Source organism: Nitrospira sp. Vd2, from assembly GCF_979581665.1.
On the sequence record NZ_CEFZSK010000005.1, the window covers coordinates 55,368 to 81,317 of the forward strand.

At 61.6% G+C, this 25,950-nt stretch carries 22 protein-coding genes; 11 read left to right on the top strand and 11 right to left on the bottom strand.

Annotated features, from left to right (window positions below; all coding sequences use genetic code 11):
• The first annotated feature begins 90 nt into the window (after positions 1–90).
• Positions 91–1,926 carry an ABC-F family ATP-binding cassette domain-containing protein gene (locus AC1U7K_RS02880; RefSeq protein ID WP_480249289.1) on the top strand — a complete coding sequence of 612 codons (1,836 nt, stop codon included), beginning with the start codon at positions 91–93 and terminating at the stop codon, positions 1,924–1,926.
• A gap of 598 nt (positions 1,927–2,524) precedes the next feature.
• On the opposite strand, the gene AC1U7K_RS02885 is transcribed toward AC1U7K_RS02880, so the two are convergent.
• Together AC1U7K_RS02885 and AC1U7K_RS02890 are read right to left on the bottom strand one after the other, a co-directional pair.
• Positions 2,525–2,893 carry a PilZ domain-containing protein gene (locus AC1U7K_RS02885; RefSeq protein ID WP_480249290.1) on the bottom strand — a complete coding sequence of 123 codons (369 nt, stop codon included), beginning with the start codon at positions 2,891–2,893 and terminating at the stop codon, positions 2,525–2,527.
• Between the two features lie 27 nt (positions 2,894–2,920).
• Positions 2,921–4,267, bottom strand: a complete 1,347-nt coding sequence (locus tag AC1U7K_RS02890) for a replication-associated recombination protein A (RefSeq protein WP_480249291.1) — start codon at positions 4,265–4,267, stop codon at positions 2,921–2,923.
• 112 nt (positions 4,268–4,379) lie between these two features.
• On the opposite strand from AC1U7K_RS02890, the gene AC1U7K_RS02895 reads away from it, so the two are divergent.
• The gene (locus AC1U7K_RS02895; protein ID WP_480249292.1) at positions 4,380–5,171 is read left to right on the top strand and encodes an alpha/beta fold hydrolase; all 792 of its coding nucleotides are present in this window, start codon (positions 4,380–4,382) and stop codon (positions 5,169–5,171) included.
• Positions 5,172–5,195: 24 nt separating this feature from the next.
• On the opposite strand, the gene folE is transcribed toward AC1U7K_RS02895, so the two are convergent.
• The 5 genes from folE to nuoF form a co-directional block, all read right to left on the bottom strand.
• Positions 5,196–5,786 carry a GTP cyclohydrolase I FolE gene (folE, locus tag AC1U7K_RS02900; protein WP_480249331.1) on the bottom strand — a complete coding sequence of 197 codons (591 nt, stop codon included), beginning with the start codon at positions 5,784–5,786 and terminating at the stop codon, positions 5,196–5,198.
• A gap of 38 nt (positions 5,787–5,824) precedes the next feature.
• Entirely contained in the window at positions 5,825–6,241 is a 417-nt protein-coding gene (locus tag AC1U7K_RS02905) for a 6-carboxytetrahydropterin synthase (RefSeq protein WP_480249293.1), read from the bottom strand.
• A 79-nt stretch (positions 6,242–6,320) separates the two neighbouring features.
• Entirely contained in the window at positions 6,321–6,641 is a 321-nt protein-coding gene (gene erpA, locus AC1U7K_RS02910) for an iron-sulfur cluster insertion protein ErpA (protein ID WP_480249294.1), read from the bottom strand.
• A 15-nt stretch (positions 6,642–6,656) separates the two neighbouring features.
• Positions 6,657–7,034, bottom strand: coding sequence for a 2Fe-2S iron-sulfur cluster-binding protein (locus AC1U7K_RS02915; protein WP_480249295.1), 378 nt, complete (start codon positions 7,032–7,034; stop codon positions 6,657–6,659).
• Between the two features lie 44 nt (positions 7,035–7,078).
• Entirely contained in the window at positions 7,079–8,377 is a 1,299-nt protein-coding gene (gene nuoF / locus AC1U7K_RS02920) for an NADH-quinone oxidoreductase subunit NuoF (RefSeq protein ID WP_480249296.1), read from the bottom strand.
• Positions 8,378–8,746: 369 nt separating this feature from the next.
• On the opposite strand from nuoF, the gene AC1U7K_RS02925 reads away from it, so the two are divergent.
• The 6 genes from AC1U7K_RS02925 to AC1U7K_RS02950 all read left to right on the top strand — a co-directional run bounded on the left by AC1U7K_RS02925 (position 8,747) and on the right by AC1U7K_RS02950 (position 16,811).
• Entirely contained in the window at positions 8,747–10,450 is a 1,704-nt protein-coding gene (locus AC1U7K_RS02925) for an NADH-quinone oxidoreductase subunit 5 family protein (protein WP_480249297.1), read from the top strand.
• Positions 10,447–11,754, top strand: a complete 1,308-nt coding sequence (locus tag AC1U7K_RS02930) for a proton-conducting transporter transmembrane domain-containing protein (protein WP_480249298.1) — start codon at positions 10,447–10,449, stop codon at positions 11,752–11,754. Before AC1U7K_RS02925 ends, AC1U7K_RS02930 begins: the two co-directional genes overlap by 4 nt.
• Positions 11,751–14,984: a DUF2309 domain-containing protein gene (locus AC1U7K_RS02935; protein ID WP_480249299.1), complete on the top strand. Its 3,234-nt coding sequence runs from the start codon at positions 11,751–11,753 to the stop codon at positions 14,982–14,984. The genes AC1U7K_RS02930 and AC1U7K_RS02935 overlap by 4 nt, the downstream gene beginning before the upstream one ends.
• Positions 14,985–15,002: 18 nt before the next feature.
• Positions 15,003–15,338 carry a DUF190 domain-containing protein gene (locus AC1U7K_RS02940; RefSeq protein ID WP_480249300.1) on the top strand — a complete coding sequence of 112 codons (336 nt, stop codon included), beginning with the start codon at positions 15,003–15,005 and terminating at the stop codon, positions 15,336–15,338.
• 637 nt (positions 15,339–15,975) lie between these two features.
• Positions 15,976–16,320, top strand: a complete 345-nt coding sequence (locus tag AC1U7K_RS02945) for a hypothetical protein (RefSeq protein ID WP_480249301.1) — start codon at positions 15,976–15,978, stop codon at positions 16,318–16,320.
• Between the two features lie 92 nt (positions 16,321–16,412).
• Positions 16,413–16,811 (top strand): carbonic anhydrase, encoded by a 399-nt coding sequence (locus AC1U7K_RS02950; RefSeq protein WP_480249302.1) that lies wholly within the window; start codon positions 16,413–16,415, stop codon positions 16,809–16,811.
• On the opposite strand, the gene AC1U7K_RS02955 is transcribed toward AC1U7K_RS02950, so the two are convergent.
• The 4 genes from AC1U7K_RS02955 to AC1U7K_RS02970 form a co-directional block, all read right to left on the bottom strand.
• Positions 16,771–17,376, bottom strand: coding sequence for a urate hydroxylase PuuD (locus AC1U7K_RS02955; RefSeq protein ID WP_480249303.1), 606 nt, complete (start codon positions 17,374–17,376; stop codon positions 16,771–16,773). The genes AC1U7K_RS02950 and AC1U7K_RS02955 overlap by 41 nt on opposite strands.
• A 69-nt stretch (positions 17,377–17,445) precedes the next feature.
• Positions 17,446–18,390 (bottom strand): malate dehydrogenase, encoded by a 945-nt coding sequence (gene mdh / locus AC1U7K_RS02960; protein WP_480249304.1) that lies wholly within the window; start codon positions 18,388–18,390, stop codon positions 17,446–17,448.
• Between the two features lie 168 nt (positions 18,391–18,558).
• Positions 18,559–18,963 carry a hypothetical protein gene (locus tag AC1U7K_RS02965; protein WP_480249305.1) on the bottom strand — a complete coding sequence of 135 codons (405 nt, stop codon included), beginning with the start codon at positions 18,961–18,963 and terminating at the stop codon, positions 18,559–18,561.
• Between the two features lie 3 nt (positions 18,964–18,966).
• On the bottom strand, positions 18,967–21,993 hold the full coding sequence (locus AC1U7K_RS02970; protein WP_480249306.1) for a nitric oxide reductase activation protein NorD: 3,027 nt from the start codon (positions 21,991–21,993) through the stop codon (positions 18,967–18,969).
• 283 nt (positions 21,994–22,276) lie between these two features.
• On the opposite strand from AC1U7K_RS02970, the gene AC1U7K_RS02975 reads away from it, so the two are divergent.
• The 3 genes from AC1U7K_RS02975 to AC1U7K_RS02985 all read left to right on the top strand — a co-directional run bounded on the left by AC1U7K_RS02975 (position 22,277) and on the right by AC1U7K_RS02985 (position 25,864).
• Complete coding sequence (locus tag AC1U7K_RS02975) at positions 22,277–24,100, top strand: ABC transporter ATP-binding protein (protein WP_480249307.1); 1,824 nt, start codon at positions 22,277–22,279, stop codon at positions 24,098–24,100.
• A 75-nt stretch (positions 24,101–24,175) separates the two neighbouring features.
• A complete protein-coding gene (locus tag AC1U7K_RS02980; protein WP_480249308.1) occupies positions 24,176–25,249 on the top strand; it encodes a Rieske 2Fe-2S domain-containing protein in 1,074 nt (357 codons plus the stop codon).
• Positions 25,250–25,435: 186 nt separating this feature from the next.
• Positions 25,436–25,864 carry a ferredoxin-thioredoxin reductase catalytic domain-containing protein gene (locus AC1U7K_RS02985; protein WP_480249309.1) on the top strand — a complete coding sequence of 143 codons (429 nt, stop codon included), beginning with the start codon at positions 25,436–25,438 and terminating at the stop codon, positions 25,862–25,864.
• The last annotated feature ends 86 nt before the right edge of the window (positions 25,865–25,950 follow it).

Consider the following 25,950-nt stretch of genomic DNA (forward strand, 5'->3'; position numbering starts at 1 on the left):
AACGTTTTGATCTCTCCTTTCTTCGTCACCACAAAGAGCCGTGGCGATTGAATAGACGGCGAGGGCGTACGTTGCCTCGCTGCGAACATCATGCTGCAAATAGAGCACATCAGCAAGCAATTCGCCGCCCGCATCTTGTTCAAGGACGCGTCCGCTCACCTGCGCCCACAGACCCGTACCGGGCTCGTGGGCCCGAATGGGGTGGGAAAGACGACCCTGATCCGCATGATCCTCGGTGAAGAATCGCCCGACCAAGGGACGATCCGGAAACGACCCCGCCTCCGCCTGGGCTATCTTCCTCAGGAACTCGAGACCCTGTCGGGCAAGACGGTACTCGATGCCGCACATCGCGATCTCTATCCTGAGCATGAGGCCAAACGCATCTTGTCCGGGCTCCGCTTCAGCGAGCAGGACTTCGGACGGCCGGTTGAAAACCTCTCCGGTGGTTATCGCATGCGAGTCGCACTTGCGCATCTGCTCTTGTCCGATCCCGACGTGCTGATGCTTGATGAGCCGACCAACCACCTCGACAAGCCCACGCAAGCGTGGTTCGAGCAATTCTTGCTGCAGTCCAAGATGACCATCCTCGTCATCAGCCACGACACGGCGTTTCTCGACCGGATCGCGACGCACATTTGGGAAATCCGCAACCACACGATCGAGGAGTACCGCGGCAACTATTCAAAGTTCCTCGAGCTGCGGGCCGCGCGTGATGCGCAAATGGAATCCGCGGCCAAGCGGCAAGAGAAGGAAATCGCGCGCGTTCAGAAATTCGTCGACCGCTTTCGCTATCAGGCCAACAAGGCGAGCCAGGTGCAGTCGCGGCTCAAGCAGCTCGAAAAGATCAAGCGGATCGAGTTGACGCGTGATGCCAAGCGCGTGCGATTCAAGTTTCCGGTGCCGCCGGCCAGCGGGCGACAGGTGTTCGAGCTCCAGGGCGTGGCCAAGAGTTATGGGTCGAACGTCGTCTATCGGTCATTGGATTTTTCGGTCGAGCGCGGCCAGCGTGTCGCGCTGGTCGGTGAGAATGGCGCGGGGAAAAGCACGCTGCTCAAAATCCTGGCCGGCGTCCTGCCCTTCGAGCAAGGCAGCCGCACCGTCGGCCACGGTGTGACCCTCCATTATTTTGCTCAGCATCAAGCGGAGACGTTGAATCCCGAACACACGATCTTGGACTCATTGGCCGAGGTATCCAAACAGGCGGAGATGAATTTCCTTCGCGGGATCGCCGGCGCCTTTCTCTTTTCGGGTCCCGACCAGAAGAAGCCGATCAAGGCGCTCAGCGGAGGCGAGCGCAACCGGGTGGCCCTCGCCCGGATGCTCGTTGAGCCGGCCAACACGCTGCTGCTCGATGAGCCAACGAACCATCTCGATCCGGCGTCGGTCGATGTGCTGACTGACGCGCTCACCGAGTTCCCGGGCACCATCATCTTCATTTCGCACGACCCGACGTTTCTTGCCCGCGTGTCGACCCGCGTCGTCGAGATCGAGAACGGGCAGGCACGAGATTACTTCGGTGACTACGAGTACTACCTGTGGAAGAGGGCTCAGGAGCTGGACTCGATCAAGGGCAGTCAGGATGAGGTCGTGCCGACCCAGAAGCAGGCGGGCAACGGGAAGGCCGCAGCGCCAGCGCCCACGCGGTCCGCCGCTGCCGATCGCCGCGACCTGATCAAAGCTCAGGCGCGACTCGAGAAACAAGTTACGCGAGCCGAAGCCGACATTGCGGACCTTGAAACGCGCATCAAGGCGCGCGAGCAGGAATTAGCCTCCCCCGACCTCTATCAAGAGTACGACCGCTGGCATACGCTGCACGAGCAGCAGGTGCAGTGGAAACACGAGCTTGAGCGATTGACGGCTAAGTGGACGAATCTCTCGCAAGAATTGGAAGACGTGAAAAAGAAGGTACTGAGTTTTGAGTGCTGAGTGCTAAGTTTCGGAGTCCCAGTTCACCCGCCGCTACGCGCCTGTTCAAAAAGACCTGCAATCATACCCGCCCTCCCCGGCCAATGTTTTCCACCCACCCGAACCCGGAACCTGCCAAGACAGGCTCCCTCTTCGAGGGACCTGCCCTTGTCCCGAGAAGGCCGGAGCAAAGACACCCCCTGAGGCGTACATGGAATGTACGTTGAAGGGGAGGGGTGAGTGAGAACGCAACACGGGACACTGCGCGTCTCGGCGCAGGGGTGAGCGGTGGTGACAGTGGGCTTTTCAGTCCTGACCTGGCGCCTGCTCAAAAAGACCTGCAGCAAGGCCGCAGCGAAGCCCGGCCCCTGAGGCGTACATGGCGAGTACGTTGAAGGGGACGGGGCGAGTGAGAACGCAGCACGGGACATTGCGCGTCTAGGCGCGCAGCAGTGGGCGGGTGGTGACAGTAGCCTTTTTCAGCAGCCGAAACAGCTGGGCGACTCAAAAGCCTCGCCCAGCGAGGCCGCAGCGATAAAAAACCGGAGGCGTACTGTCAGCAGTACGTTGAGGATTTTTTCGCAGCGAGAACAAAGCTGGAGAGGCTTTTCAGTCGCCGCTACGCGGTTTCTTTGAGGGTTTCGTTGAGATAGGAATACAGCCAGCGGTTCCGCTCTTTCGTAATAATTTGATCCCAGACGATTCCGATCAGATAGCCCTTTTCCCACGGGCGCACCCACGCGACCGTTCCCGTGAGCTTTTCCTGCTGCTCGTCGCCTTCCTGATCGAGAAACGCAATCGAGATCGACACCGATTCGTTGACCTGAAGTTGCTCCCGGGCATGGAAGCCGGCGCCAAGCTTGTTCGCATTATCGAGCACGGCGCTCAGCGCACGGCCGGATCGGCTCGCCGAGCTGATCAAGGCCGGACCCACCAGCGTCACCCGTCGCTGTCGGCGTCGATCATCGGTTTTCTTCGTGCGTTCCATTGCGTCCTCGCTGCACAGTATAACTCTTTAGCCGGCTTTGTCTATAGGCTTTTTTGGCGCATCTGCCGCCGGTTCGGCCGGTGGTTTGCGCTTCGGGCGATAGTACTGCCGGCCGCGTAACGGCTCCGGCAGATGCGCCTGGTCGGCCGCTGCCCGCGGATCATCGTGGACGTACCGATAGCCCTGCCCATACCCGAGGTCTCGCATCAACGAGGTGATCGCATTGCGCAAATGCAACGGCACGGGAAGGTTGCCGCGCTCCCGCGCATCCTTGGCGGCCTCGAGAAGCGCGACGTAGGAGGCATTATCTTTTGGCGCGGTCGCAAGATACGTCGTGCCCTGCGCCAGATTGATTTGAGCCTCCGGGAGCCCGACCCGTTCGACGGCCTGAAAGACCGCAGTCGCGATCAACAGCGCCTGGGGATCGGCATTGCCGATGTCCTCGGAGGCGAAGATGATCATGCGGCGCGCGATGAATTTGGGATCTTCGCCGCCCTCCAGCATACGGGCCATCCAGTAGAGCGCCCCATCGGGGTCCGAATCCCGCATGCTCTTGATGTACGCCGAGATCAGGTTATAGTGCTCCTCCCCGGCACGATCGTAGCGTAACGCCTTCTTCAGCATGGCCGCCTCAAACGCCGACTCCGTAAGCCGCACAATTCCATCGGCATCGGCTGCAGTCTGTGTCACGAGAAACTCCAGCGCCGTCAGCATGAGCCGGGCATCACCATTGCCGAAGGCCAAGAGCCGTCGCCGCCCCTCCTCGCTCAGCTCGACACGATAGCGCCCGAGGCCGGCCTCGCGGTCCTTCAACGCGCGGTCGAGAATCCGGCCCATAGCGTCATCGTCCAACGGCTTGAGCACGACGACCATCGACCGGGACAGGAGCGGCGCGATGACCTCGAAGGAAGGGTTCTCCGTCGTCGCTCCCAGCAGGATGATCGTGCCACGCTCCACATGTGGGAGAAACGCGTCCTGCTGCGCTTTGTTGAACCGATGGATTTCATCCACGAAGACAATCGTCCGGTGCCGGTAGAGCGCGAGTCGCTCTTCGGCCGCCTGTACGACGGCGCGTAGATCGGCGATGCCGCTCGTCACGGCGCTGAACGGTACAAATTCCGCCTTGGTATGTTTGGCGATGATATGCGCGAGCGTCGTCTTTCCGGAGCCGGGCGGTCCCCAGAGAATCACCGACGACAACGTGTCGGTTTCAATCGCGCGGCGCAGCGGTCGATCCGGTGCCACGACCTCTTCTTGGCCGACGAAGTCCGGAAAATCTTGCGGGCGCAGGCGTTCGGCGAGCGGGGCGTCGGCGGGAGGACCGGCGACATGAAACAGCGTCATCTCGGCCGGCTTCTGGCGTCTGGTTGGCATAGGGGAGCCTTCAGTGATTGTATCCGCAAGCGAGCAACGACCGCAAACGCGCCGACAAGCCGGTTGACCACCGCCTGCCGCTGTGTTAGCAACCCACACACGGAGGCTGACGATGCGGGCAACGATCAACGGCGTTGAATTAGCGTATGCCGACCACGGACAAGGGACACCGGTGGTGCTCGTTCATGCCTTCCCCTTGTCACGAGAAATGTGGGAACCGCAACTCGACGCGCTCAGTCCCTATTGCCGCGTCATCGCGGTTGACTTGCGGGGTCACGGCGAATCGGCTCCAGTTCGAGGCAAGCTGAGCCTTGATGATTTTGCCGACGATGTGGTCGGAGTCCTCGACTATCTCAAGCTGCCACGGGCGATCTTCGTGGGACTCTCGATGGGCGGCTATACGTTGTTTGCCTTGCATCGCCGCCATCGCCGCCGGATCAAAGCCTTGGTCCTCGCCGATACGAGAGCGCAAGCGGATACGGCCGAGGGACGGGAAGCGCGATTTGCGATGATCCGAACGGCCGAGGAAAAGGGCCAGGGCGCGATCGCGGAGATCATGCTGCCTCGGCTCGTGACGCCGCACTCACTTCAGCATCGTCCTGATCTGACGCAGCGGCTCCGCGCAATCATTGAAAGGAATCCGGTTGCGACCATTGTCGCGGACCTGCGGGCAATGGCCGAGCGTCCTGATTCGGTCTCCCTCCTCGGTGAGATGGAGCACCCGACACTCGTCATCGTGGGCGAGCTGGATCAAGGTACGCCGCCGGCTGACGCCACAACCATGGCTGAGGGCATCCGTGGAGCGCGCTTGACGATCATCCCGAACGCCGGGCACTTGTCGAACTTCGAAGCGCCCGCCGCCTTCAATGCCGCGGTATTGGAGTTCATGAACGGACTGCGCTAGGAAGACGAAAGAAGGGAGAGCAGGTCAGTCGGAGAGACCGGCCGGGCCGCCGCGGATCAGCTTGAGGAACTCTTCACGCGTCTGCAATTGACTGCGGAAGACGCCGAGCATCGAACTCGTCACCGCGATCGTATTCTGCTTTTCCACGCCGCGCATCATCATGCACAGGTGCCGCGCCTCCATCACGACGGCGACGCCGTGCGCGTTGAGCTTCGACTGCAGCGTTTCGGCGATCTGGACGGTCAGCCGCTCTTGGACCTGCAGCCGCCGCGCAAACGCATCCACGAGCCGCGGAATCTTGCTGAGCCCCACGACGCGCTTGTTCGGCATATAGCCTACATGACATTTGCCGAAGAAGGGCAGCAAGTGGTGCTCGCACATGCTGAAGAAATCGATGTCCTTGACGATCACCATCTCATCGTACTCGATGGGAAACAGCGCGCCGTTCAAGAGGTGATCGATGTTCTGCGTGTACCCGGCCGTCATGAACTGAAGCGCCTTGGCGACCCGTTCCGGGGTCTTCAACAAGCCGTTGCGCTTGGGGTCTTCACCGAGCACGACCAGCATCCGCTCCACCATGTCCCGCAGTTCGGATGGATGTCCGTTGCCCGTCATATCGACTACCCGCCGCAGTGATTTTTTCGCTCGTACGCTCATGCCGCTCCGGCGTATTCGAAATAATTGTCCCGCGTCTCGATCAACCCGACCTTCTCCAACTCGCCGCCGGGAATCTTGTTCACCAGGAGATCCCACACAAAGCGGACGAGATTTTCGCCCGTCGTGGTGCGATCCGCGAAGCCTGGGTCACGATTGAGGTCCTGGTGATCGAACCGCTGCACCACCGTCTCGTGGACGATCCGATCCAGCGTCCCGGGGTCGGTGACCCGTCCCGATCGCGGATCGATCGGTCCCCGCACCGTCACCAACAAAATGTAATTGTGACCGTGGCCGTTCGCATTGTTGCACTTTCCGAAGACGGCCCGATTCTCGGTCTCCGAGAGCCGGTCGCAATGGAGCCGGTGCGAGGCGGCGAACGCATACCGTCGAGTCAGACTCGCCACGCCAGTCATGTCCGTCACGCTGGTGCCCATGAAGAAAGAGCCGGGCCCCGTCGTCCGGTAGCCCGGCTCCTGTTCAATACTGCTTCCGTTAGGAACTGAATGAGCTACCGCACCCGCACGTCGTTTTCGCTTGCGGATTCTTGATGGCGAACCCGGACCCTTGCAGGCTGTCGACGTAATCGACCTCGGCTCCGTTCAAGAGCGGACCGCTCTGGGAGTCGACGATCACCTTGATATCGCCCTTTTCGACGACGGTATCGTCCTCGGCAATCTTCGTCTCGAAGGCCATTCCGTACTGATAGCCGTGGCAGCCGCCGCCGCGGACGTAGATCCGCAGCCCAACGGCATCCTTCTCTTCTGTCATCAACTCCTTGATCTTCTGCTCGGCAACCGTCGTAATTGTCACCATGCTCGTCTCCTTACGTTAAGTGTTCGCCTTCCCGAGTTCCGCCCATGCCCGCTCACGTTCCTGTCCCGCTTCCGGGTCGACCGACCCCGGTGCCTCCCATTTCCGCTCGGGTACCCGTACCACGACATCACCGACCACCCGGGCTTGGCAGCCCAGCCGGTGCCACGGCTCCGACAGCGCCTCCCGGTCGAGCAGGTCCTGCTCGTCGAAATCAATCTCTGAGAGATGGTCGCCGCCAAGCTGCACTTCCACTCGGCACGTCGTGCAGGAGGCGTTGCCACCGCAATCGTGATTGAGACGGAAGCCGATCGCTTCGGCGGCCTCGAGCAATGTCGAGCCCAAAGGAACCTCTCCGCTCTTCCCTTCCGGGTGGACAAACGTCACCTTCGGCATACGACAACCATTATATCAGCTAGGTCGGGGACATCGTGTCGGCGTCAGTGGTGCGAAGCGGCCGCGACACTGGGTTGATACGGACAACGCTTGAGCGCGATGTGCTCATCGAATTCCGACCGGAACAAACGCAGGCTGCTCTGAACCAGCACCGCCGCGCCGGTGACCAGCGTACAATAGCCCGTCCCTTTCACGAACCCACAGAGCTGCAGAAGGCTGTCCAAGTCCTTCTGGCTACCTTCGCCGTTTTCAATCTTCGTAAGCAGCGTCGCCAAGTTGATCGTGCCCATGCGACATGGCGGACATTGGCCGCAGCTCTCGTTCTTAAAGAAGGTAGAGAACTTGAGCGTCTGCGCCACCATGCACGTCGCGTCATCTACCACGATCACGCCGGCGGACCCGAGGCCCGTCCCCGCCTTCTTCAGTGTGTCGAAATCCATCGCCAGATCGAGTTGGTCGGCCGTCACCATGGAGAAGGCGGGACCGCCCGGAAAGACCGCCTTGACCTTCCGGCCGCCCGGTACCCCTCCGCCGCACTCCTCGACCAGCCGCCGCAACGGCATCCCCATCGGCAACTCATAGACGCCCGGTTTGTTCACGGCGCCGCTCAATGAAAAGAGCATCGTGCCCGGACATTTGTCGGTGCCGACCTCGGTGAACCAGTGCGCGCCCTTCGACAAAATCCGCGGGATGTTGCAGAGCGTCTCAACGTTGTTGACGAGGGTCGGCTTTCCGTAGAGGCCGAAATCGGTCGGGTAAAACGGCGGCTTCTGCCGGGGCATCGCGGGACGCCCCTGCATCGATTCGAGCATCGCGGTTTCTTCACCGGCCACGTAGCTGCCGTGGCCCGCGAAGATCTCCAGTTCGAGATCGAAGCCCTTGCCCAGCACATTCTTTCCGATCAAGCCGTGCGCCCGCGCCTGCTCGATCGTCTTCTTGAAATTCCGATGCTCTTCCTCGTATTCGTGGTTCAGATAGATGAACGAGGCCTTCGCCTGCACAGCATAGGAGGCGATCAGGCAGCCTTCGAGCAGTTGGTGCGGGTAGTGCTTGAGCAGGTAACGGTCCTTGAAGGTACCCGGCTCATGCTCGCCCGCGTTACAGACGAAATATCGTTCCTTGATCCGGTGATTGAGGACCTTGTCCCACTTGGTCCCCGTCGGGAATCCGGCCCCACCGCGCCCGCGCAGTCCCGAGCGCTTGATTTCGTTGACGATGTCCTCCCGGCTCAGGCCCTCGACGCACTTGCGCCAGGCGTCGTACCCTCCGGTCGCCATATAGGCCCGGATATCAGTCGGGTCGGCAGCGGGCGGATGCAGAAGCCGTGTTCCGTTGAGAGTCAACGTGCGATCTCCAAGAAAGAAGTGTCCTACTATAAGGGACGCCACCCTGACCGTCAAGCACCGGGCAGGATAATTGGGCCTTATTCTCAATCAGTTAGGACTATTGCCGACTCAGTCCCGCTTCCGATGGGTCTTTTGGCACGTCGGTTCGCCCGCAATGGCCTGCCACCGTCCGTCGTCATGAGTTTCGCTCGACGGAGGGCAGCCAGCCCCTTTACAATGCCGACCACATCGGGCGGTTCAGAGAAGGACCTGCGACCCTGAAGATAGCCGCGAGACGGCGGTGGACGTGATCGGCTCTTGGGCTCTTCCGGTGATTCCTCTGTACTGTAAGGTCGTGAACCAAGATCCAAAGAGGCCGGAGCCTGCATGTCGCTTGTGATGCTCGTCGTTCCATTGCTCGCGCTGTCATCGGCCTTCATCGCGGTCGTCGGCAATCGCGAAAGAGAGTACCAACGCATCAAGCTGGCCACCATTCCCCTTGTCGCGGCCTGGCTTGGCTCGATCGCGATCTTAGCGATCGTTGCCTCCCACGGGACCTTTACCGTTCGATTCTATGACCCGGCCTCCATCGCGAACCTCGCGCTCCCCTTGGGTCTCCAGATCGACCGACTGAGCGCGGTGATGATGGTCTTGATCGCCGGAGTCGGGACTATTATCTATCGGTACTCCGTCAGTTATATGTATCAAGAGCCGGGGTACCGTCGGTTCCTCGCTCTGATCGCTTTTACCACCTTCATCCTCCTGTTCATGGTCTCAAGCATCAACCTGGTGATGCTGTTCGTCTGCTGGCAGCTGCTCAGCTATCTCCTCTCCTTGCTCGCCCATAACCTCGGCCACGCGGCTACGCTAGATGGCGCCTATCGGACGTTTCTCTTTTTGCGCCTCGGGGACGCCGCGTTTCTCGGCGGCATCGTGCTGGCCCATTCGTTGTACGGCACCATTGAATTCGATGAGCTGTTCATGCGGGCGGCCGAGACGCCGACCACGGTTTCCCTGCTCCCTGGCCTGGAGATCAGCGGCCCAACGGCGGTCACCCTGCTCATTTTCGTCGGTGCGATGACGAAGTCGGCGCAGTTTCCTCTTCACGTCTGGCTGCCCCGCTCGCTCTACGCGCCGACCCCCGTCCATGCGCTACTCCATGCCGGCATCATCAATGCGGGCGGCTTTCTGATGAACCGCCTCGCGCCGTTGTACGGGCTGAGCGCACCGACGCTCCATCTCGCCTTCGTCGTCGGCATGCTCACCGCCGTGCTTGGCGCGTCGATGATGCTGACGCAGAACGACATCAAGAAGACCCTTGGCTTCTCGACGATCGGTCAGATGGGCTACATGATCATGGAGTGCGGATTGGGGGCGTTCGCATTGGCGGTGTTCCACCTCATCGCGCACGGCATCTTCAAGGCGACGGTCTTCTTGAACTGCGGCAACGTGATCCACAAAGCCCGGCAAGAACCGGTCTTCCCGCATACAGGCTCCATGCCTGAGGAAGGCGAGTTCTCGCGCCTCACGTGGACGACTGGCTTCTTCACCACCCTCCTGATGCCGCTGATGATTTTACTCACCGCGCACGGCGTATTGCGAATCCCGCTCATCGATTCGCAAGGCACGGTGATCTTCCTCTTCTTCATTTGGGTGACGTCTTCTCAGGCGATCCTGACGCTTACCCGTCTACGCGCTGTGGCATCGTGGAAGGTGTCGGCGGCGATGCTGGTCACGCTCCTCTTCGTAGTCTTCACCTATCTCTTCGCGGCGGAGCGGTTTACGGAGTTTCTCTATCCGGACCGTGAAGCCGTCGCATCCTATTTTAAGGCGGCGGCCCTTCCCGGCCCGCTCTTTGATGGCCTCGTCGCGATGACGACCCTGCTCATCGTGGTCAGCTGGTTTTACCTCTATGGTCGCACCCGCGGGCAGCACCTCCACATGCCGGCTTGGGTCGAGCACCTTCGCGTTCGCTTCTATGTCTTGTTCGTGAACCAGCTTTACGTAGATGTGCTCTACTCCAAGATAGGACGCGCGATCCTGCGGCTCGCCTCTCGTCTGGATCGAGGCTCGCTGGGGAGAGCGCTGTGACATCAATCACTGACGCATTCCTCCTGCTCGTCGGGCTGCCGCTCCTAGGGGCGGGGGTCGGCCTCGCCGTCCGCCACAACACCGAAGCGCTGAAAGGGTGGCTCCTGCTGGTGGCCTTCGGCACGATCGGAACCGCCGCGTGGATGGCCGTAAGCGGCGCACCGGAGCTTCCGGCATGGCCACTCGTCGTGCTGCTACCGCTGGCCGCCTTTGTCTCGCTGCTTGGTCAGCCCTTACACCGCAGCCATTGCGCGCCGTGGCTCTTCACGCTGCCGCTCCTCGCGTTGGCCTTGGGGAGTGTGACCGCTCCACCTCCCCTCTCATGGTCCCTTTTCCTTTTGCTCGTCATGCTCCTTGGCGTACTACTGTTCCACTATCGGCATCTAGGGGACGTGGATGCCCGATGGGGAATTGGGACGGCCGCGATCAGCGCGCTGGCTCTGATCGGCGTCATGACTCTGGCTCCGCCGGTCGCCGCGATTGCGTTGATCATTGCCTGCGCCACGGCCCTCCCGCTCATGCCGTTTCACTCGGCCTATGTCGCTGCGCTCACCGGCTTGCCTGGGAACTTGCCGGCTTTTCTGGCCGTGCTGCTCCCCGTCGTGGGATTTCAGCAACTGTTCGGCGTCCTGCCCCAGATACCGGAGTGGGCCTTGCATGTCGTCTCAGTGCTCGCCCTGATCGGGATGGCCTTCGGCTCCTTGAAATGCTTCACGAAATCTCGTGTCGCGTCCGTCGTGGCATACGGCGGTTCGGCCTTTTTTTCGATCCTCTGGTGGCACCTCAGCACTGGGCGGGGGGCGCCTGCGTCGGCGACGATCTACATGAGCGCAGTCGCCCTTGCAACCAGCGGCCTGCTTCTGGCCTGGCACGTCTTACGGGCTCGCTATGGGGAGATTGCCTTTCGTGCGCTGAGCGGCCTGGCCGAACCCATGCCTCGGTTCGCGGTGCTCCTGTCGCTGGTCGCACTCGCGGCTCTCGGGTTCCCTCCGTTCGGAGTCTTCGCAGGTTTTGTCGGAATGGTGCTCGCGCCCTCTTTCTCCTGGTCCCCGGCCGTGTTCGTCATAATCCTGGCATGGCTCAGCGCGTCCTGGTATCTGTTCGACGTCGCGCAAAGCGTCTTGTTTGGCCGACGGCAACCGGGACGGCGTTATGAGGATGTGCGCACTCATGAGTTCCTGTCGCTGACCATCGTGGTGGTGCTGTTGATTGCTCTGGGCGTAATGCCGTCGCGACTGTTCGAGGTCGGGCGCGCCGACACGCCACGGACGTTCGTGAGCGAGGTTCCCGCAGGAAAGAAATGACAACGGCCATCGACGTCGAAACCCGCCGCATGGAGCTGCGCGGCATCGTCCGTGTCGCGAGCGAAGTCATCGCGCAATACTGGCCGATGCGCACCTTCGTCCATCACAACCCCCTCCATAGCCTCGAGTATCTCCCGTTCGACGAGACGGTGCGTCTGGCCCGGAAATTTCTTGGAGGCCGAGGCTACCTCTCGGGCGACCTGTATCGCGCCTATCTGCGCTCCGGCCGTATACAGCTGCATGATCTGGAGGAGGCGCTGCGGCCGTTGACGCAGGATCGCCACGTCACTGTGGGGCCATGCCGCATCGCGCACGGAGAAACGCTGCGTGCCTGTCTCACGCATGGACTCTGTGAGGCCGCAGAGGAGCCACTCGATGTATTGCTGGACCGCGGGCCGGCCGAGGAACTGGTCCACGCAGTAGCCGACCATCTCACACCCGCCCTCACTCCCCCAACTCTGGAAGAAGAGATTGGTCGGGTGGTGCGGGAGGACGGGGCCGCGTTGGGTCGCTATCTGACCTTGTCGGATTGGTGCGACCGGACGATCGGCACGCAGATCGTCACCCTTGTGAACAGCGAGTTGATCAAATGGTGCGAGGCTTTCTTGGACGAGGGCCACGCGACATGGCCGATGCCGGGACGCGAGCACGGCTTCTACCAGGCCTGGAAGTCCCTTGCGGCGCAGCAATGGCCGCCGTGCGGCATTGAAGACAGCGCGCGCAAGATCGCGGCGTTGCCGGAGCACCCCGAGGATGCCGTCTATGAAAGCCTCGATGTGCTCGGCATCCCGGAGGAGATGCGGCAAGACTATTTGTCCTTGCAACTCACCGCGCTCCCCGGCTGGGCGGGCTTCATCAAGTGGCGCGCGGAGCAACGGGACTATGCGTGGCAGCAGGCCCACCCTGTGAGTTTGGTGAAGTTCCTCGCGGTCCGGCTGTGGTACGTGCGGGAATTGGTCCGAAAGGCGTGCCGCGACGAGCTCAACATCGGGGGGCGCTTCGCCGACATCGTGGCCTACATGCAGGATCACCCCCACGAGTACGTGTTGCGCAAGGAGCGCGTCGCTGGCCGCCTGCCCGCGGTGTACGCCGATCAGGTGGAGCGCTGCACCGGGAATCGAGGGAACGGATGGAGCGCGATCGTCAACCGTCTCCATGCTGAAACCGCGCCACAGCGAGACCGATCAATGAGGCTCTCAGCGGCACGCCGGCTCATCACACTCGCCCACGCGCTCGAGATCGTGCCGACCGTCCTGCTCGAAGGCCGTCCCGAGAACCTCGTCACCGTTCTCGGTTGGATCGAGGCGTTCCCTGAATGGGACCACGGCCCCGTCTGGCTCAAGGCGTTTGAAGCCGCCTACCAACACCAAATGTTCGGCATGCTGAAGCGCACGGCCTCACTCCGCGAGTCAAGAACTCCTGAAGCGGGGTCCGCCGTCCGACCTCAATCCCAATCTGTGTTCTGTATTGACGTGCGCTCCGAGCCATTTCGGCGGCACCTGGAATCCACCGGCAATAACGACACGTACGGGTTCGCCGGATTTTTCGCCGCCTTTATCCGGTTCCGCGCATGGGGCAAGGAGCATTACACCGAGCAGTTCCCCGTCGTCATGCGCCCCCGCAATGAGGTCCGCGAGATTCCACGAAGCTACCTCGACCACATGGTGACCAAGTACCGATCACGTTCCAAGCTGCTGCACGCGGGACATACCCTCTTGCACGATTTGAAGGAAAACGTCGTCACGCCGTACGTCATGGTCGAGTCGCTGGGCTGGTTTTATAGCCTTCCTCTCATCGCCAAGACGATGATGCCATCCCTGTACCGGCGGCTCGCCACTTGGGTCCAACGATGGCTCGTGCCGCCGATCGCGACAACCGTGACCGTGGATAAGCTGCCACCTGCGGACATCGAGGAAATGCTGGTCTCCGAGCAGCGTGCCGTGATCTGGAACGCGCTGCGCGATGCAGCGGGACTACGCAGTTCGAGAATCTCCGGGGAATTCGTGGAAGCCCTGCGGCTTCACGCGATGAACGGGGACACGGCCGGGGAACCGGCACTGCTCCGTGCTGCCGAAGCACTGAACTTCTCGAAGGATGCCGTGACGGCCCTGGTGGAGCGACTGCGACGCGAGTATCGCATCAACCAGCGGTCGGCCTCGTTGCAAAAGGAACGGATCACGCGCACCGGGTTTACGCTCGAAGAGCAGGTGCTGACAGTCGAAACGGCCCTCCGCATGATGGGGCTGACCCGGAACTTCGCGCGACTCGTCCTGATCTGCGGACACGGCAGCACCTCTGAGAACAATCCGTTTGAATCGGCGCTGGACTGTGGCGCCTGCGGCGGCAACGAAGGGAAGCCGAATGCCCGGGTACTCGCAGTCATGGCCAACAATCCCAAGGTGCGGGAGCGGCTGGCAAAGAACGGCATTGACATTCCGTCGGACACCCATTTCCTCGCCGGTCAAGTCAACACGACGGTTGATCACGTCGAATTGTGCGATCTGGAAGAAGTGCCGCCGACCCACCGGAAGGATGTCGCGCGGTTGCTTGAAACCCTTCGCGAAGCGGCGCTCCTGACCTGCCAGGAGCGGTACCTGCGATTTCCGGAAGTGCGTGCTGACTCCTCACTGCAGCACGCCCGCGATCATGTGCGGGAACGGAGCGCGGATTGGAGTCAAGTCCGCCCCGAATGGGGCCTCGCGGGCAACGCGTCGTTTATCATCGGGCCACGGCACCTGACCAAAGGCTTGAACCTCGGCGGCCGCGCCTTTCTCCATTCTTATGACTATCGGGAGGATACGACAGGCCGGCTCCTCGAAGTGATCATGACCGGCCCACAGCTCGTTGCCCAGTGGATCAACATGGAACATTATTTTTCTGCGGTCGATAATGACGTCTACGGCGGCGGCAGCAAGGTCTACCATAACGTCGTGGGCCGCATCGGGATCATGTCGGGACCGTGGAGCGATTTGAGGCTGGGGTTGGCGCGACAAACCGTGATCAGCGGCGACATGCCGTATCACGAGCCGATGCGGCTCCTGACGATTGTCGAGGCACCACGGACGCGGATCGTCGAACTGATCGGCCGGCACGAACTGTTGCAGCATTTCTACCATAATGAGTGGGTGCACCTGGTCGTCCTGGACCCGGAAGATACGGGTGTGTACCGGTATCGACCGACGGGAACGTGGAGCCGGGTTGACGGTGATGAACGGCTGACGGTGAGGTGAGCGGAAAGGAGTCGGTACATGAGCGCGTTGACATTGTATCCCATGAAAGAAATTCGAGTCGTTGTCGCGGGCGAACATCGCGCGTTCGTGACCGAGTTGTTCGATAAGGTGAATGCGACCGGATACACGATCATCGGCAACGTGTCGGGCAAGGGGCACCACGGCGTCCGAGAAGCGCATTTCATGTTCGCCGAGCAGGAGAGCTTGGTCATGATCATGACGGTCGTGCCAGAAGAGAAGGTCGAGCCGATCCTCGCCGGCCTCCGGCCGCTCTTCAGCAAACACTCCGGTGTCATGTTCGTGGCCGATGTGGCGGTCAGCCGACGTGAATACTTCGGCAAGGCGCCCAACTGAGCCTGGCGCCGGGCGTAACCGTGCGGAAGGCGGCGAGCGCGTGAATCCGCGCCAACGTCCCTCCACGATTGCTCCTGATTCTCCCGCCATGCACCGCACTCACGGGAGCTCGCGTCGGGTCGTACAAACGAGGATGGAGATTTCGATGCGATTTCGATGGAAAAAGAATATCGTTCGGTGTACAAGGATCACTTGTTAACCCTGCAGACAACGCCGTCCTTAGGGCAACACGCGCATCGAAAGCCCAAGAGAATCGGACAACGCGGTCCTCAGCCGCCATGCGGTGAGGACCCTTTTTTTGGGAAAGATCGAGGTGGACGAAGAGCGATCTCTCTTCGAGTGCCGTCATCTATTCCGAGACCGAGAATTGCGCAGGAGGCGACGAGGTCAATGAAATATTTTTCCAGCCATGCCCTTATGCTACTGGTTCGAATGCCGGACGAACGCTATTCAGAGGACAGTGGACCGCGCGACGTCCAAGGCGATGCGATGGATCAACATCTGACTCGCTTCAACAGGAGAAACCGACGGACGGCGCAAGCGCCGCCGCGGTGAGCACATCCCCACGCCACCGCGGGACCATGATGCCGAGAGGCCGATGGTCGTGAAGTGGGGCAGACACAAAGGAGGAGTGGCCATGCCGGACTCGATCGGAGATACCGATAAGCCGAAGCAAAGCAAGACCCGGAAGACGACGCGAAAACCTGCAACCGCGCGCTCGGTGCAGAAATCGACATCCGAGACCCGACCATCGGCGTCCACCGCCGAGAAAGTCCCCCATACCGGCGGTACGGCCACGAACGCTGCCCGAACCCCGCAGGTCGTCATCACCGAAGATGAATACCGTTCACTGGTGGCTCAAAAAGCGTACGAATTGTACCTGCAGCGCTGCGCCGTAACCGAGGTCGACGACTGGTTCCAGGCGGAACGGATCGTAAAAGAGATGCTGCTCGCTCAAGGACGGGCGGCCGGGCTCGTGTAGCGCCGTTGTTCCTATTGCCAGCAGGCCTGACCACGGTCTTGTAAAAGGCGCACCTGGGTGAGGCACTTAGTCCCTCCCGTACGGAGGGCCCGATGGAGAAGCTCGCCGAGGGATTCAAGACGTTCCAGTCGGAAGTCTTTCAGAGGAAGCAACAACTTTTCAGCAAGCGTTCGCAAGGCCAGGAGCCGCGGCTCTTCATCACGTGCTCGGACTCCCGCATCGACCCGACGATACTTACCCAGCCCGAGCCCGGAAAGCTGTTCCTCGTGCGCAATGCGTGGAACATCTCCCTTCCTACGCCTCGGTGTTGGGCGGACCACGGCGATGATCGAGTAGACAGTGTCGAAGGCCGGCTGAACAGCGTCCGCTCCCGAGTCCCAACTTCGAATGAAAAAGCCAAGGGACAGGTCCCTTGGCTTTTTCATGCAGCCGAATTCGCGCTGCTCCTTCCTACTTCACGGCCGTTGCGAGATGGCTCGCTGCGCCCATGAAGAAGAGCATCGGGACCGACAGCATGAAATTCACGCGGGAGGCGAGCAATGCCTTGCGGCCCAACGCCGCCATCTCGGGAGGGGTCGGCTTGCCGGTTTCTGCCGACTCTTTCGTCATCCGGATGATCTCGCGCTGACACGGCCAGATGATCGCATGCACGTTGATCATCATGATGATGCCCAGCAGACCGCCGATCCAGATCGCAATGTCGCCCGTCCCTGACGGAACGGGATGGAGCATCGCGATCAGGATGATGCCCGCGAGCACCGTTACGGTCGCACCGTGACGAAACCACCACAAGGCGCTCGGCATGAGACGCGGCACGACGACGCCCTTTTGGCCGGCATCGAGTTGCTTGAGAAACCCCGCGTTGATGAGGTTGAAGAAATACAACAAGCCGATCCAGGTGATGCCAGCGAGGAAATGCGTCCACCGGAACAGTTGCTCCAGCCACGCACCGCCGCCCGACGGCATCCCGACGATCGCAATCCACACAATGGCCAACACCACGGTCAATGCAAAACCGGCACCCAGGGTCTGATACGGATCTTCGAGAAATTTCATTGCTTCACCTTCTTCAGTTCGCTGCTAAGCCACGTCTAGCGTAGCCGGAGTCGGAAAGTCAATAAATCTTCACGTGCCGGCCGTCAAGCGGTCCACGGCCTCGCACAATTCTTTGACAGCTGCGGCCGACGTCATCAGGGCCGCGCGTTCATCGGCCGTCAAGCGATACTCGATGATCTCTTCGGCGCCGCCGCGCCCGAGCTTCACCGGCACGCCGACAAAGAGGCCTTGGATGCCATACTCGCCGTCACATCGGACCGCGCACGGGAGGATCTTCTTCTCGTCTTTGAGGATCGCCTCGACCATCTCGACGACGGCGGCCGAAGGGGCGTAGTAGGCGCTGCCGGATTTCAGGAGATTGACGATCTCGGCCCCGCCCTCGCGCGTCCGCTTCACCAAGGCGTCCAACCGCTCCTTTGGCAGCCACTCGTCTATCGGACGGCCGGCCACCGTCGTGTAGCGGATCAGCGGGACCATCGTATCGCCGTGACCGCCCAGCACCATGGCCTGCACGTTCTCGACCGAGACGTTCAGCTCAGCGGCAATGAACGCGCGGAACCGTGCCGAGTCGAGGACGCCCGCCATCCCGAGCACGCGCCGCTTCGGAAAGCCGCTGACCCGGTGCGCGACGTACGCCATCGCATCGAGCGGGTTCGTCACCATGACGAGAATCGCATCCGGCGACCGCTTCGTGACCTCGTTCACGACGCCCTGGATGATCGTGGCGTTCGTGGTCAACAGCTCATCGCGGCTCATGCCGGGACGCCTCGGCACACCCGACGTAATGACGACGACGGCGGAGCCATCCGAGACGTCAAAGCTCGTGGCCCCGGCGAGATGCGAGTCGTACCCGCAAATCGGCCCGGCTTGGGAGAGGTCGAGCGCCTTGCCCTGCGGGACGCCGTCGACGATGTCGACGAGCGCGACATCGTAATAATTCTTCTCCGCCAACCGCTGCGCGACCGTCGCGCCCACGTTCCCCGCGCCGACTATCGTAATCTTTGGCCGTGCCATAACGCCCTCCAATCTCCCCTCCACCCCTCGGGGTGGGGCATCAGCGCGACCTCCACTGCGCGCATTGTTTACACCCGTCCGGCCCCAGGCGCGCCAAGACGCGCCCCTTCCCGAGCGAGCACCTTCCGAGCGTGCGCGCTCTGCGAGCACAGAGGTCGCGCTGATGCGCTACCCCGACTCTTCGTGTCCCGTCCAGCCGCCGACTTTGAAATTGATCGTGCAGACGAAATTTTCGCCGTCGTAGAAATTCACCTTGATCTTCTTCTTACCGTACGTCCGCGCGAGAAACTCTTCCGGATGGTCGATCAACTCCTGATACGTCCCCGGGGCGTATTCACCGAGGTCATGAAACGTGACGATCATGCCCGCCTTGACCTCCTCGAGAACCTTGACCGAGCAGCGCGGAAAGACCTCCCAAAACTTCGCGTCGATCTCTTCCTTCGTCGGCTCGGGGCGGTCCTCGCCGGGCTTGGCCGGCCTGGCAAACTTCGCCAACCGGCGGACGTACGGGTACTGATGTCCCGTGAACAACTTGTAGAGCCAAGGCGGAATCGTATGTTGGGACATCGTCACATGCTACGCCGTCAGCCATTGATAGAACCTGGGCAGTCGCTCGGGGAGCGCGGCGATACGATCGATCACCATGTAGGACACGTCGCCATACATACGCTTCACATACGGCTCGGTGGCCTGATCCACCGTGATGCAAAATGGATGAACACCGGCGTGCCGAGCCTCCTGCAGGGCTCGCTTGGTGTCTTCGAGCGCGTATTCATCGGTGTAGCCGTCGTCCAGCGGCCTCCCATCACTAATGAGGACCAGCAGCCGAATCCGCGCCTCGCGCTCGCGCAACTTGCGCACGGCGTGCCGAATCGCCGCGCCATCGCGATTCTGTTGCAGCGGCTGGACGGCTCCGATGCGGGGCGCCGATCGCGCCACGCGCTCGTCAAAGTCCTTCAGCACGTGGAAGTCGACTGCATGGCGCCCTTGACTTGAGTAGCCATAGATCGCGTATTGGTCCCCAATGGCTTCGAGCGCCTCACTGAGGAGGATCAACGCTTCTTTTTCGACGTCGATGATCCGCCGGTGCTCGGGCTCGATCCGACGGCTCGTCGACCCGCTGAGGTCGATCACGAAGGCGACCGCCACGCTGCGGTCGCGGTACTCGCGACGGATGTACACGCGATCCGATCCATCGCGTCCTGCCGCTTGGTCGACGACGCGACGGATCGTAGCATCGAGGTCGAGTTCCTCCCCGTCGATTTGCGCGAACATTCGGCGTAGGCCGGACGGGCGAAGGGCCTCGAAATAGCGGCGGAGCAGGCGAATCGAACCGGCGCGCGCGCGCAGGGTCGCGTCGACGAAGTCCGGGTCAGCTTCCGCTGTCGTTCGTTCGATCACGCGGCACCATCGCGACCGATAATCGCGAATGGCGCCGTCCCATTCGTCATAGACGAACACGGCGCCTTCCTGTCGACTCGGCTCATCTACCTGCTCGGTGTGGTCAAGCCCTTGCTGGCCGGCCGGCGCCGGTGTGGGAACAGACTTTGGAACCAGTTCGTCCACCTCATGACGCGCCCTTTCTTCCATCAGGGTCTCCGTTGACACCCCCGTCGGTTCGGTCACGCCGGCTGACACGACTCCCGCACTGGTCGCGCCAATCTCTTCGCCGGTCTGGCGGCTCCGATCTTTCACCATCTCGGCATTCATCTCCCCGCGATAGGTCCAATTCGTCACCGGCCGATAGCTCCCGACACGTTCAGAGGCAGCCGGCCCGGTGGTCGTCGACGACTCCGGCTCATTCGCGGCTGAGCCCTCTGGCGGCGTTTCGACCCGCCCCACCATGGCGTCGAGCAATTGGTAGATGCGATGCGCGGCGCGTATCGAATCTTCGGACGTCGCATTAGCGCTCAATACCGGCCGGACGAGGTCCCACGCCCGGGTCATAATCGGCTCAAGGACGTCGGGAATCCGGACGGTGGCCGGCTCCGAGGTCGTCAGCAACAGCAGGCAATCGACGACCATTTCCTTGACCGTCATGCCATGGGTCAACGAACGCGTCGTCACTGCTTCTCGCGCCAATTCGGCAAGCGACTTCGCCAGACCAGGGTACTCGAGTTGGAGCCGATGCTCGACGCGCGCATCCTCCAGAATCGTCCAGAGGTCACGGATGAGGGCCGGCTGCGGATAGGCCTGGAAAAGGTCTGCCAGCGTGCCGATGTGATCAGGGTCGACGTAACGAGATCGGACGTCTTCGACGACGTCATGGAGCAATTGGAAGTTCGTGTCGTAGGTGCCGAATTGGAGATGGCCCGCCTCGTGCGTGACCATCGCCAGGTACCAGCGAAGATTCTGCTCGCGGTCGGCATACCGAGTGACCGCGGCCGGGAGACTGAACGTCCGCCGATCGGCTGCCACCACCGGGCGCGCCTGAGCAACTGTCCCGTTCCCAGCGTCCGGCAAGGCGCGGATGAGGATGTCGTAGCCACACAACCCCTCGGCGAACAGCTTGAGCGTTCGGGCGACCTCCGGCAGGCGCACGCGATGGGCCACCTCCTCGACCGCCGCGAGCGCGTTGCGCGTTTCCATCGCGAAGTAGGCCCGGCCGCCCTCGATGCTGAACTCCAATATGTCCATGCCGCCGCGATACCACAGGTCAAACGCGCTCGACGCAGCCTCTCCGGCCTGCAACACGACATCCGACGCGTGCCGGATGTATTGCGAGGCGGCGTCCGCATCCCGGTCGGCTACCAACATGCCGTACGTCAGCACACGGGTACGCCAGTCGTCGGAAGGCAGGCGGTCGAGAATCACAGCGCTGTCGGCCAGAAATCGAATCGCGATCGCAGGATCTCGGTCCGCCAACACCGACCCGAAAGCGATGACCTGCTTGCGGATGAGTGGGCTCGGAATCGTGCTCAAAATCCGGGGGCTGCTGCGGAAAAACTCGAGCGTCCCGACATAGTCGGTCTTGCCAAGCGAGTTGGGTCGGATCAGCTTCATCCCAAAGGCGATCCAGGCACGGACATCGGCGGCAGGAACTATCTCAGCGATCGAGGCGCTCTGGCGGAAAAATTCCACACCCACGACATAGTCAAGCGAAGCCACCTCCAGGCCGATCTCGACCCAGTGCGGAATCTCGGCGGACGGCACTGCCGACAACAGACCGGCCGCCTGGCGAACCCATTCGAGCGCGATATTGGCGTCCCGCTCCGCCAATTCCAACGCCTGTTGCAACACTCGTTCACGGTCGGCATCGGTCGCGAGGAGGGCCAACGAAATTGGGCTTTCCTGAAGATACTTCAGTGCGGTGGCGCCCGATGCTCCGGCCATGGCGATGCCCAGATCCAGCCACGGCAGCGCGACCGCAAGCAGCTCACGGCGGCGAAGTTCGGAGAGACCCGTCACAGCCGCCGACAAAACCTTGCGCGAGACATCCTCGAGTTCGTCCAGCAGCGACACGATGCCGGCCGCAACTCGGCTTCCATGCCGAAGGAGGTCGGCGACCAACAGCTCAGCCTCTTCGGCGGGATTACCGGAGGAGAGCCGGGCGATCAGCGCACGGCGCAGTGACTCATCGGGTGTCGACATCACATCCGTCATCAAAAATCCTGTCTGTTGGAGAAGTTGTGAATTGTAAAGAAGCGTTCCGCGCTTTGTAAATGGTGCCGGCTGTGATTCGGGTGGTCGATGGCGGAGATACGGACTACCAGGAAGGCCGGACCACTGGAGTGAGTCGCCCGCCGGAAGTCTGCCTGAAAGGCAAGGACGACAGGATAGGGCGGAGCCGAAGCGTGCTGATACGTATTTCAGTTGTAAGCGTGCGGCCTATTTGACAATTACCTTTTCTCCTACTATTGTTTGCGTAAAGCGTTTTTTAATTCCTTTGTCGTTGGCCGTCGTTCATACGTCCTCATCGTCGTCCTGCCTCTACGCGCGACTCTTTCAGTATCTCCGACCCTTCTGGTTGCGGTTGTTCGGCGTCTTCTGCTTGAGCTTGCTGTCAGTTCCCCTCGCCTTGTTGATGCCGATTCCATTAAAAGTCGCGATCGACAGCGGCCTGGGCGCGCAACCGCTTCCCCCTATTTTGGATACGGTGGTCCCCGCGCTCCTCGGCGACCAGGCCGTTCGTCGGCCATTGATCCTCGTGTCCGTCGCGGTCGTACTCTATGTCGTCCTGGCGGCCCTCTCCCACTCCCGCGGCCTCGCCCTCTGGCTGCTCTCGGCGCATACGGGCGAGCGGCTGATTCTCCGCTTCCGGAGCGATCTCTTCGCGCACGCGCAGCGCCTTCCCCTCTCGTACCACGACACGACCTGCACGACCGAAACGCTGTACCGCGTCTATCACGATGCGCCCTCCATCAAGCACATTCCCATTGATTGCATCATCCCCTGCCTCAATGCCTGTTTCATGTTCACGGGGACCGTCTATGCGACCGTGTTGATCGACTGGCAACTGGCACTCGTTGCGATCGTCGTCACGCCGCCGCTCCTCCTCCTCACGCGGCACTACAGTCGCCGGCTTCGACGAGAATGGGCCGAGGTCAAGGCAATCGAATCGAGGAACATCAGCCTCGTGCAGGAAGTCCTCGGATCGTACCGACTCGTCAAAACATTCCATACCGAGGCGGAGGAAAGCCGGCGTTTCCGCGAGCGGGCGTGGCGGTGCACCAGCGGCTACCTCCGGCTCGCGGGGCTCGGGAGCCGCTTCGATTTTTTCACGAGCATGATCATGGCACTGGGGACCGCGGCCGTGCTGTTCATCGGCGTGCAACACGTGCAGGCCGGCGTGCTGACCATCGGCGAGCTCCTGATGGTCATGGCATATCTCGGTCAAATCTATGCGCCGCTCGACACCGCGACGAAAAAAGCCGCGGAGTTGCAGTCGTCCTTCGCGAGCGTCGAGCGCTGCTTGGCGTTACTGGATCGCCAACCCGAGGTGATGGACTGCCCCGGCGGGCGACCACTGCCCCGCGCGCTCGGAGCCGTGACCTTTGACCGCGTGTCCTTCTCGTACGACGGCACCCGACCGGTGCTCGCCGATGCCTCGTTTACCGTCACCCCGGGGATGCGGGTCGGCGTGGTGGGGCGGACCGGCGGAGGCAAGAGCACGTTGATGAGCCTCCTGACACGCATGTATCTGCCGACCTCGGGACGTATTCTGCTCGATGGAATCGACCTCCGAGACTATAACCTGGGCGACCTCCGACGCCAATTCGCGATCGTCCACCAGGACCCCTACCTGTTTTCGACTACCATCGCGCAAAACATCGCCTATAGCCGACCCGACGCCTCCTTCGATGAGATCGTCGCAGCCGCACAAGCGGCGCACGCGCACGAATTCATCATCCGTCTCCCGCTGGGATACGACACCATGATCGGCGAGCGGGGCGTGCGGCTCTCCGGCGGCGAGCGGCAGCGCCTCTCGCTGGCGCGGGCGTTTTTGAAGGATGCCCCGATTCTGATTCTCGATGAGCCGACCAGCGCGCTCGACGTGCGGACCGAGGCTCTGATCGTCTCCGCGATGGAAGGCTTGATGGCAAACCGGACCACCTTTCTGATCGCCCACCGGCTCTCGACCCTCAAGCACTGTGACGTCCAACTCGTGCTCAACAGCGGGTTGGTGACGGTCACCGACCCGGCCCCGCTCGATGCGCCTGACGTGGCCGACCTCTCGGTCCTCTACGACGCGCCGCACTACTCGCAGTAACATCGGGCGATTCCCCGCTCGGCTCATTTCCTTCCTTGACCCCTCCGGCGTCGATGCACTACTCTGGGCGCGCTCATGGCGACTGAGGTCAAACGCGCGCAAGCGGCTCCGCTGACGGGCTTCTGGTATCCCGCGCTGCTGTCGGGTGACATTGGCCCGGGGAAGATGAAGGCACAGACCCTCCTGGGTCAGCCGTTACTTCTCTGCCGTGGTCGAGACGGCCGGGTAGCCGCGCTCCACGATATTTGTCCGCACCGGGCGATGCCGCTCTCGTTTGGGTGCTTCGACGGTGAGCGGGTCGAATGCGCCTACCATGGCTGGCAGTTCGACCTGGCCGGCACGTGCCGTGTCATTCCGTCGCTGATCGACGGCTCGCCGATCACGCCAGAGAAGATCGGGGTCATGACGTACCCGTGCGCGGAGCAGGACGGCTACATCTGGGTTTACATGCCCGATCCGCAGAACCCGACGGAGAAGCTTCCGGACGTGCCGCGCCTGCCGGTGCTGTCGGACCGCTACCGGTTGTTCCATATTTGGACGACACTGAGCTGCACGATCGACAACGGCATCGTCGGGCTGATGGACCCGGCGCACGGCCCGTTCGTGCATCACAGCTCGTGGTGGCGCACACGTAAGAGCATCCATGAGAAAGCCAAGACATTCGAGCCGATCCCGAACGGCTTTCGCATGAAGGCGCACGCGCCGTCGAAGAACAGCGGGCCGTATAAACTTCTCGGCCTCTCGCGTGTGGAGATCACGACGACGATCGATTTTGTGCTTCCCAACCTGCGTCACGAATTCGTGCAGGCGGGCGATCGGTGGGTGTCGACACGCGCGACGGTCACACCGCTGACCGAGCAGGAGTGCCGGATTGATTTTTGCGCGGCATGGAACTGTTTTCGCTGGGTGCCGTTCGCGGGGGCGCTGTTTCGGGTGTTCGCTCGGACCTTTCTCAATCAGGACAAGCGCGCGATGGAACAGCAGGCGATCGGCTTGAAGCACTCGCCGCCGATGATGCTGCTGGATGACGCCGATACACCGGCCAAGTGGTACTTCAAATTGAAAGCGGCTCACCTGGCCGCCAAGCAGCACGGCGGCCCGCTGGAGCATCCGCTCAAGGAGCCGGTGACGCTGCGGTGGAGAAGCTAGCTGAAATAGTGCTGAGCGTCGAGTGCTGAGTGCTGAGTTAACGAACTAGGTTCTTGAAAGATGAACGTGCCGAGATAACACGGCATGGTGGCAGTATAGTCATTCAACCCTGTTTCCGATGTTCAGCCTCAATTTGATTTTCACTCAGCACTCACTACTCAGCACTCAGCACTAGGGCTTCGAGGCATGGGCGCGCCGAGTCAAGAGAGTCTCGAGAAGATGTGGAAGTTCGTGAAGGGGTTCGCGGAGAAGAGCGGCACCACCTTCCATCCCAATCCCGCGGTGACGGAGGCCGTGGTCAAAGGATTGGCGAGCCACGTCGACGAATTGGGAAAGCCGCTCTGCCCCTGCAACTTTTATCAGGACAAGCAGGCGGAAGCGAAGCTACGCCGGTGGATCTGCGCGTGCGATGAGATGCAGATCTACAAGTATTGTCACTGTCTCCTATTCGTTCGCCCGGACGGTCTGCCGATTACCGAATATCTGCCGGAGAACCACGAGGGGCGCGAAGTGTACGGCCTCGTCACCGATCCCACACCGGGCAAAGGCCGAGCCCTGCGCCATCGCGCCCACGCCGACACTCCAGAAGAGGCGTCAGGCTCCACAAAGCGTTGAAGCGCCGGATCGTCCTTCTCACTGCCGGCCTCCTCGCGGCCCTCGCGTTGGGCCTCGTCGCCTCGCCGTTCCCTCGCTCATACACC

Bases quoted from the DNA above. Each gene is read 5' to 3' on its own strand.
- AC1U7K_RS02970 (WP_480249306.1), bottom strand. From the start codon at position 21,993: ATGACGGATGTGATGTCGACACCCGATGAGTCACTGCGCCGTGCGCTG.
- AC1U7K_RS02905 (WP_480249293.1), bottom strand. From the start codon at position 6,241: ATGACTGGCGTGGCGAGTCTGACTCGACGGTATGCGTTCGCCGCCTCG.
- AC1U7K_RS02935 (WP_480249299.1), top strand. From the start codon at position 11,751: ATGACAACGGCCATCGACGTCGAAACCCGCCGCATGGAGCTGCGCGGC.
- AC1U7K_RS02895 (WP_480249292.1), top strand. From the start codon at position 4,380: ATGCGGGCAACGATCAACGGCGTTGAATTAGCGTATGCCGACCACGGA.
- AC1U7K_RS02940 (WP_480249300.1), top strand. From the start codon at position 15,003: ATGAGCGCGTTGACATTGTATCCCATGAAAGAAATTCGAGTCGTTGTC.
- AC1U7K_RS02955 (WP_480249303.1), bottom strand. From the start codon at position 17,376: ATGAAATTTCTCGAAGATCCGTATCAGACCCTGGGTGCCGGTTTTGCA.
- AC1U7K_RS02950 (WP_480249302.1), top strand. From the start codon at position 16,413: ATGGAGAAGCTCGCCGAGGGATTCAAGACGTTCCAGTCGGAAGTCTTT.
- AC1U7K_RS02890 (WP_480249291.1), bottom strand. From the start codon at position 4,267: ATGCCAACCAGACGCCAGAAGCCGGCCGAGATGACGCTGTTTCATGTC.
- AC1U7K_RS02915 (WP_480249295.1), bottom strand. From the start codon at position 7,034: ATGCCGAAGGTGACGTTTGTCCACCCGGAAGGGAAGAGCGGAGAGGTT.
- mdh (WP_480249304.1), bottom strand. From the start codon at position 18,390: ATGGCACGGCCAAAGATTACGATAGTCGGCGCGGGGAACGTGGGCGCG.
- AC1U7K_RS02880 (WP_480249289.1), top strand. From the start codon at position 91: ATGCTGCAAATAGAGCACATCAGCAAGCAATTCGCCGCCCGCATCTTG.
- erpA (WP_480249294.1), bottom strand. From the start codon at position 6,641: ATGGTGACAATTACGACGGTTGCCGAGCAGAAGATCAAGGAGTTGATG.
- AC1U7K_RS02980 (WP_480249308.1), top strand. From the start codon at position 24,176: ATGGCGACTGAGGTCAAACGCGCGCAAGCGGCTCCGCTGACGGGCTTC.
- AC1U7K_RS02985 (WP_480249309.1), top strand. From the start codon at position 25,436: ATGGGCGCGCCGAGTCAAGAGAGTCTCGAGAAGATGTGGAAGTTCGTG.
- AC1U7K_RS02945 (WP_480249301.1), top strand. From the start codon at position 15,976: ATGCCGGACTCGATCGGAGATACCGATAAGCCGAAGCAAAGCAAGACC.
- AC1U7K_RS02925 (WP_480249297.1), top strand. From the start codon at position 8,747: ATGTCGCTTGTGATGCTCGTCGTTCCATTGCTCGCGCTGTCATCGGCC.
- folE (WP_480249331.1), bottom strand. From the start codon at position 5,786: ATGACGGGCAACGGACATCCATCCGAACTGCGGGACATGGTGGAGCGG.
- AC1U7K_RS02885 (WP_480249290.1), bottom strand. From the start codon at position 2,893: ATGGAACGCACGAAGAAAACCGATGATCGACGCCGACAGCGACGGGTG.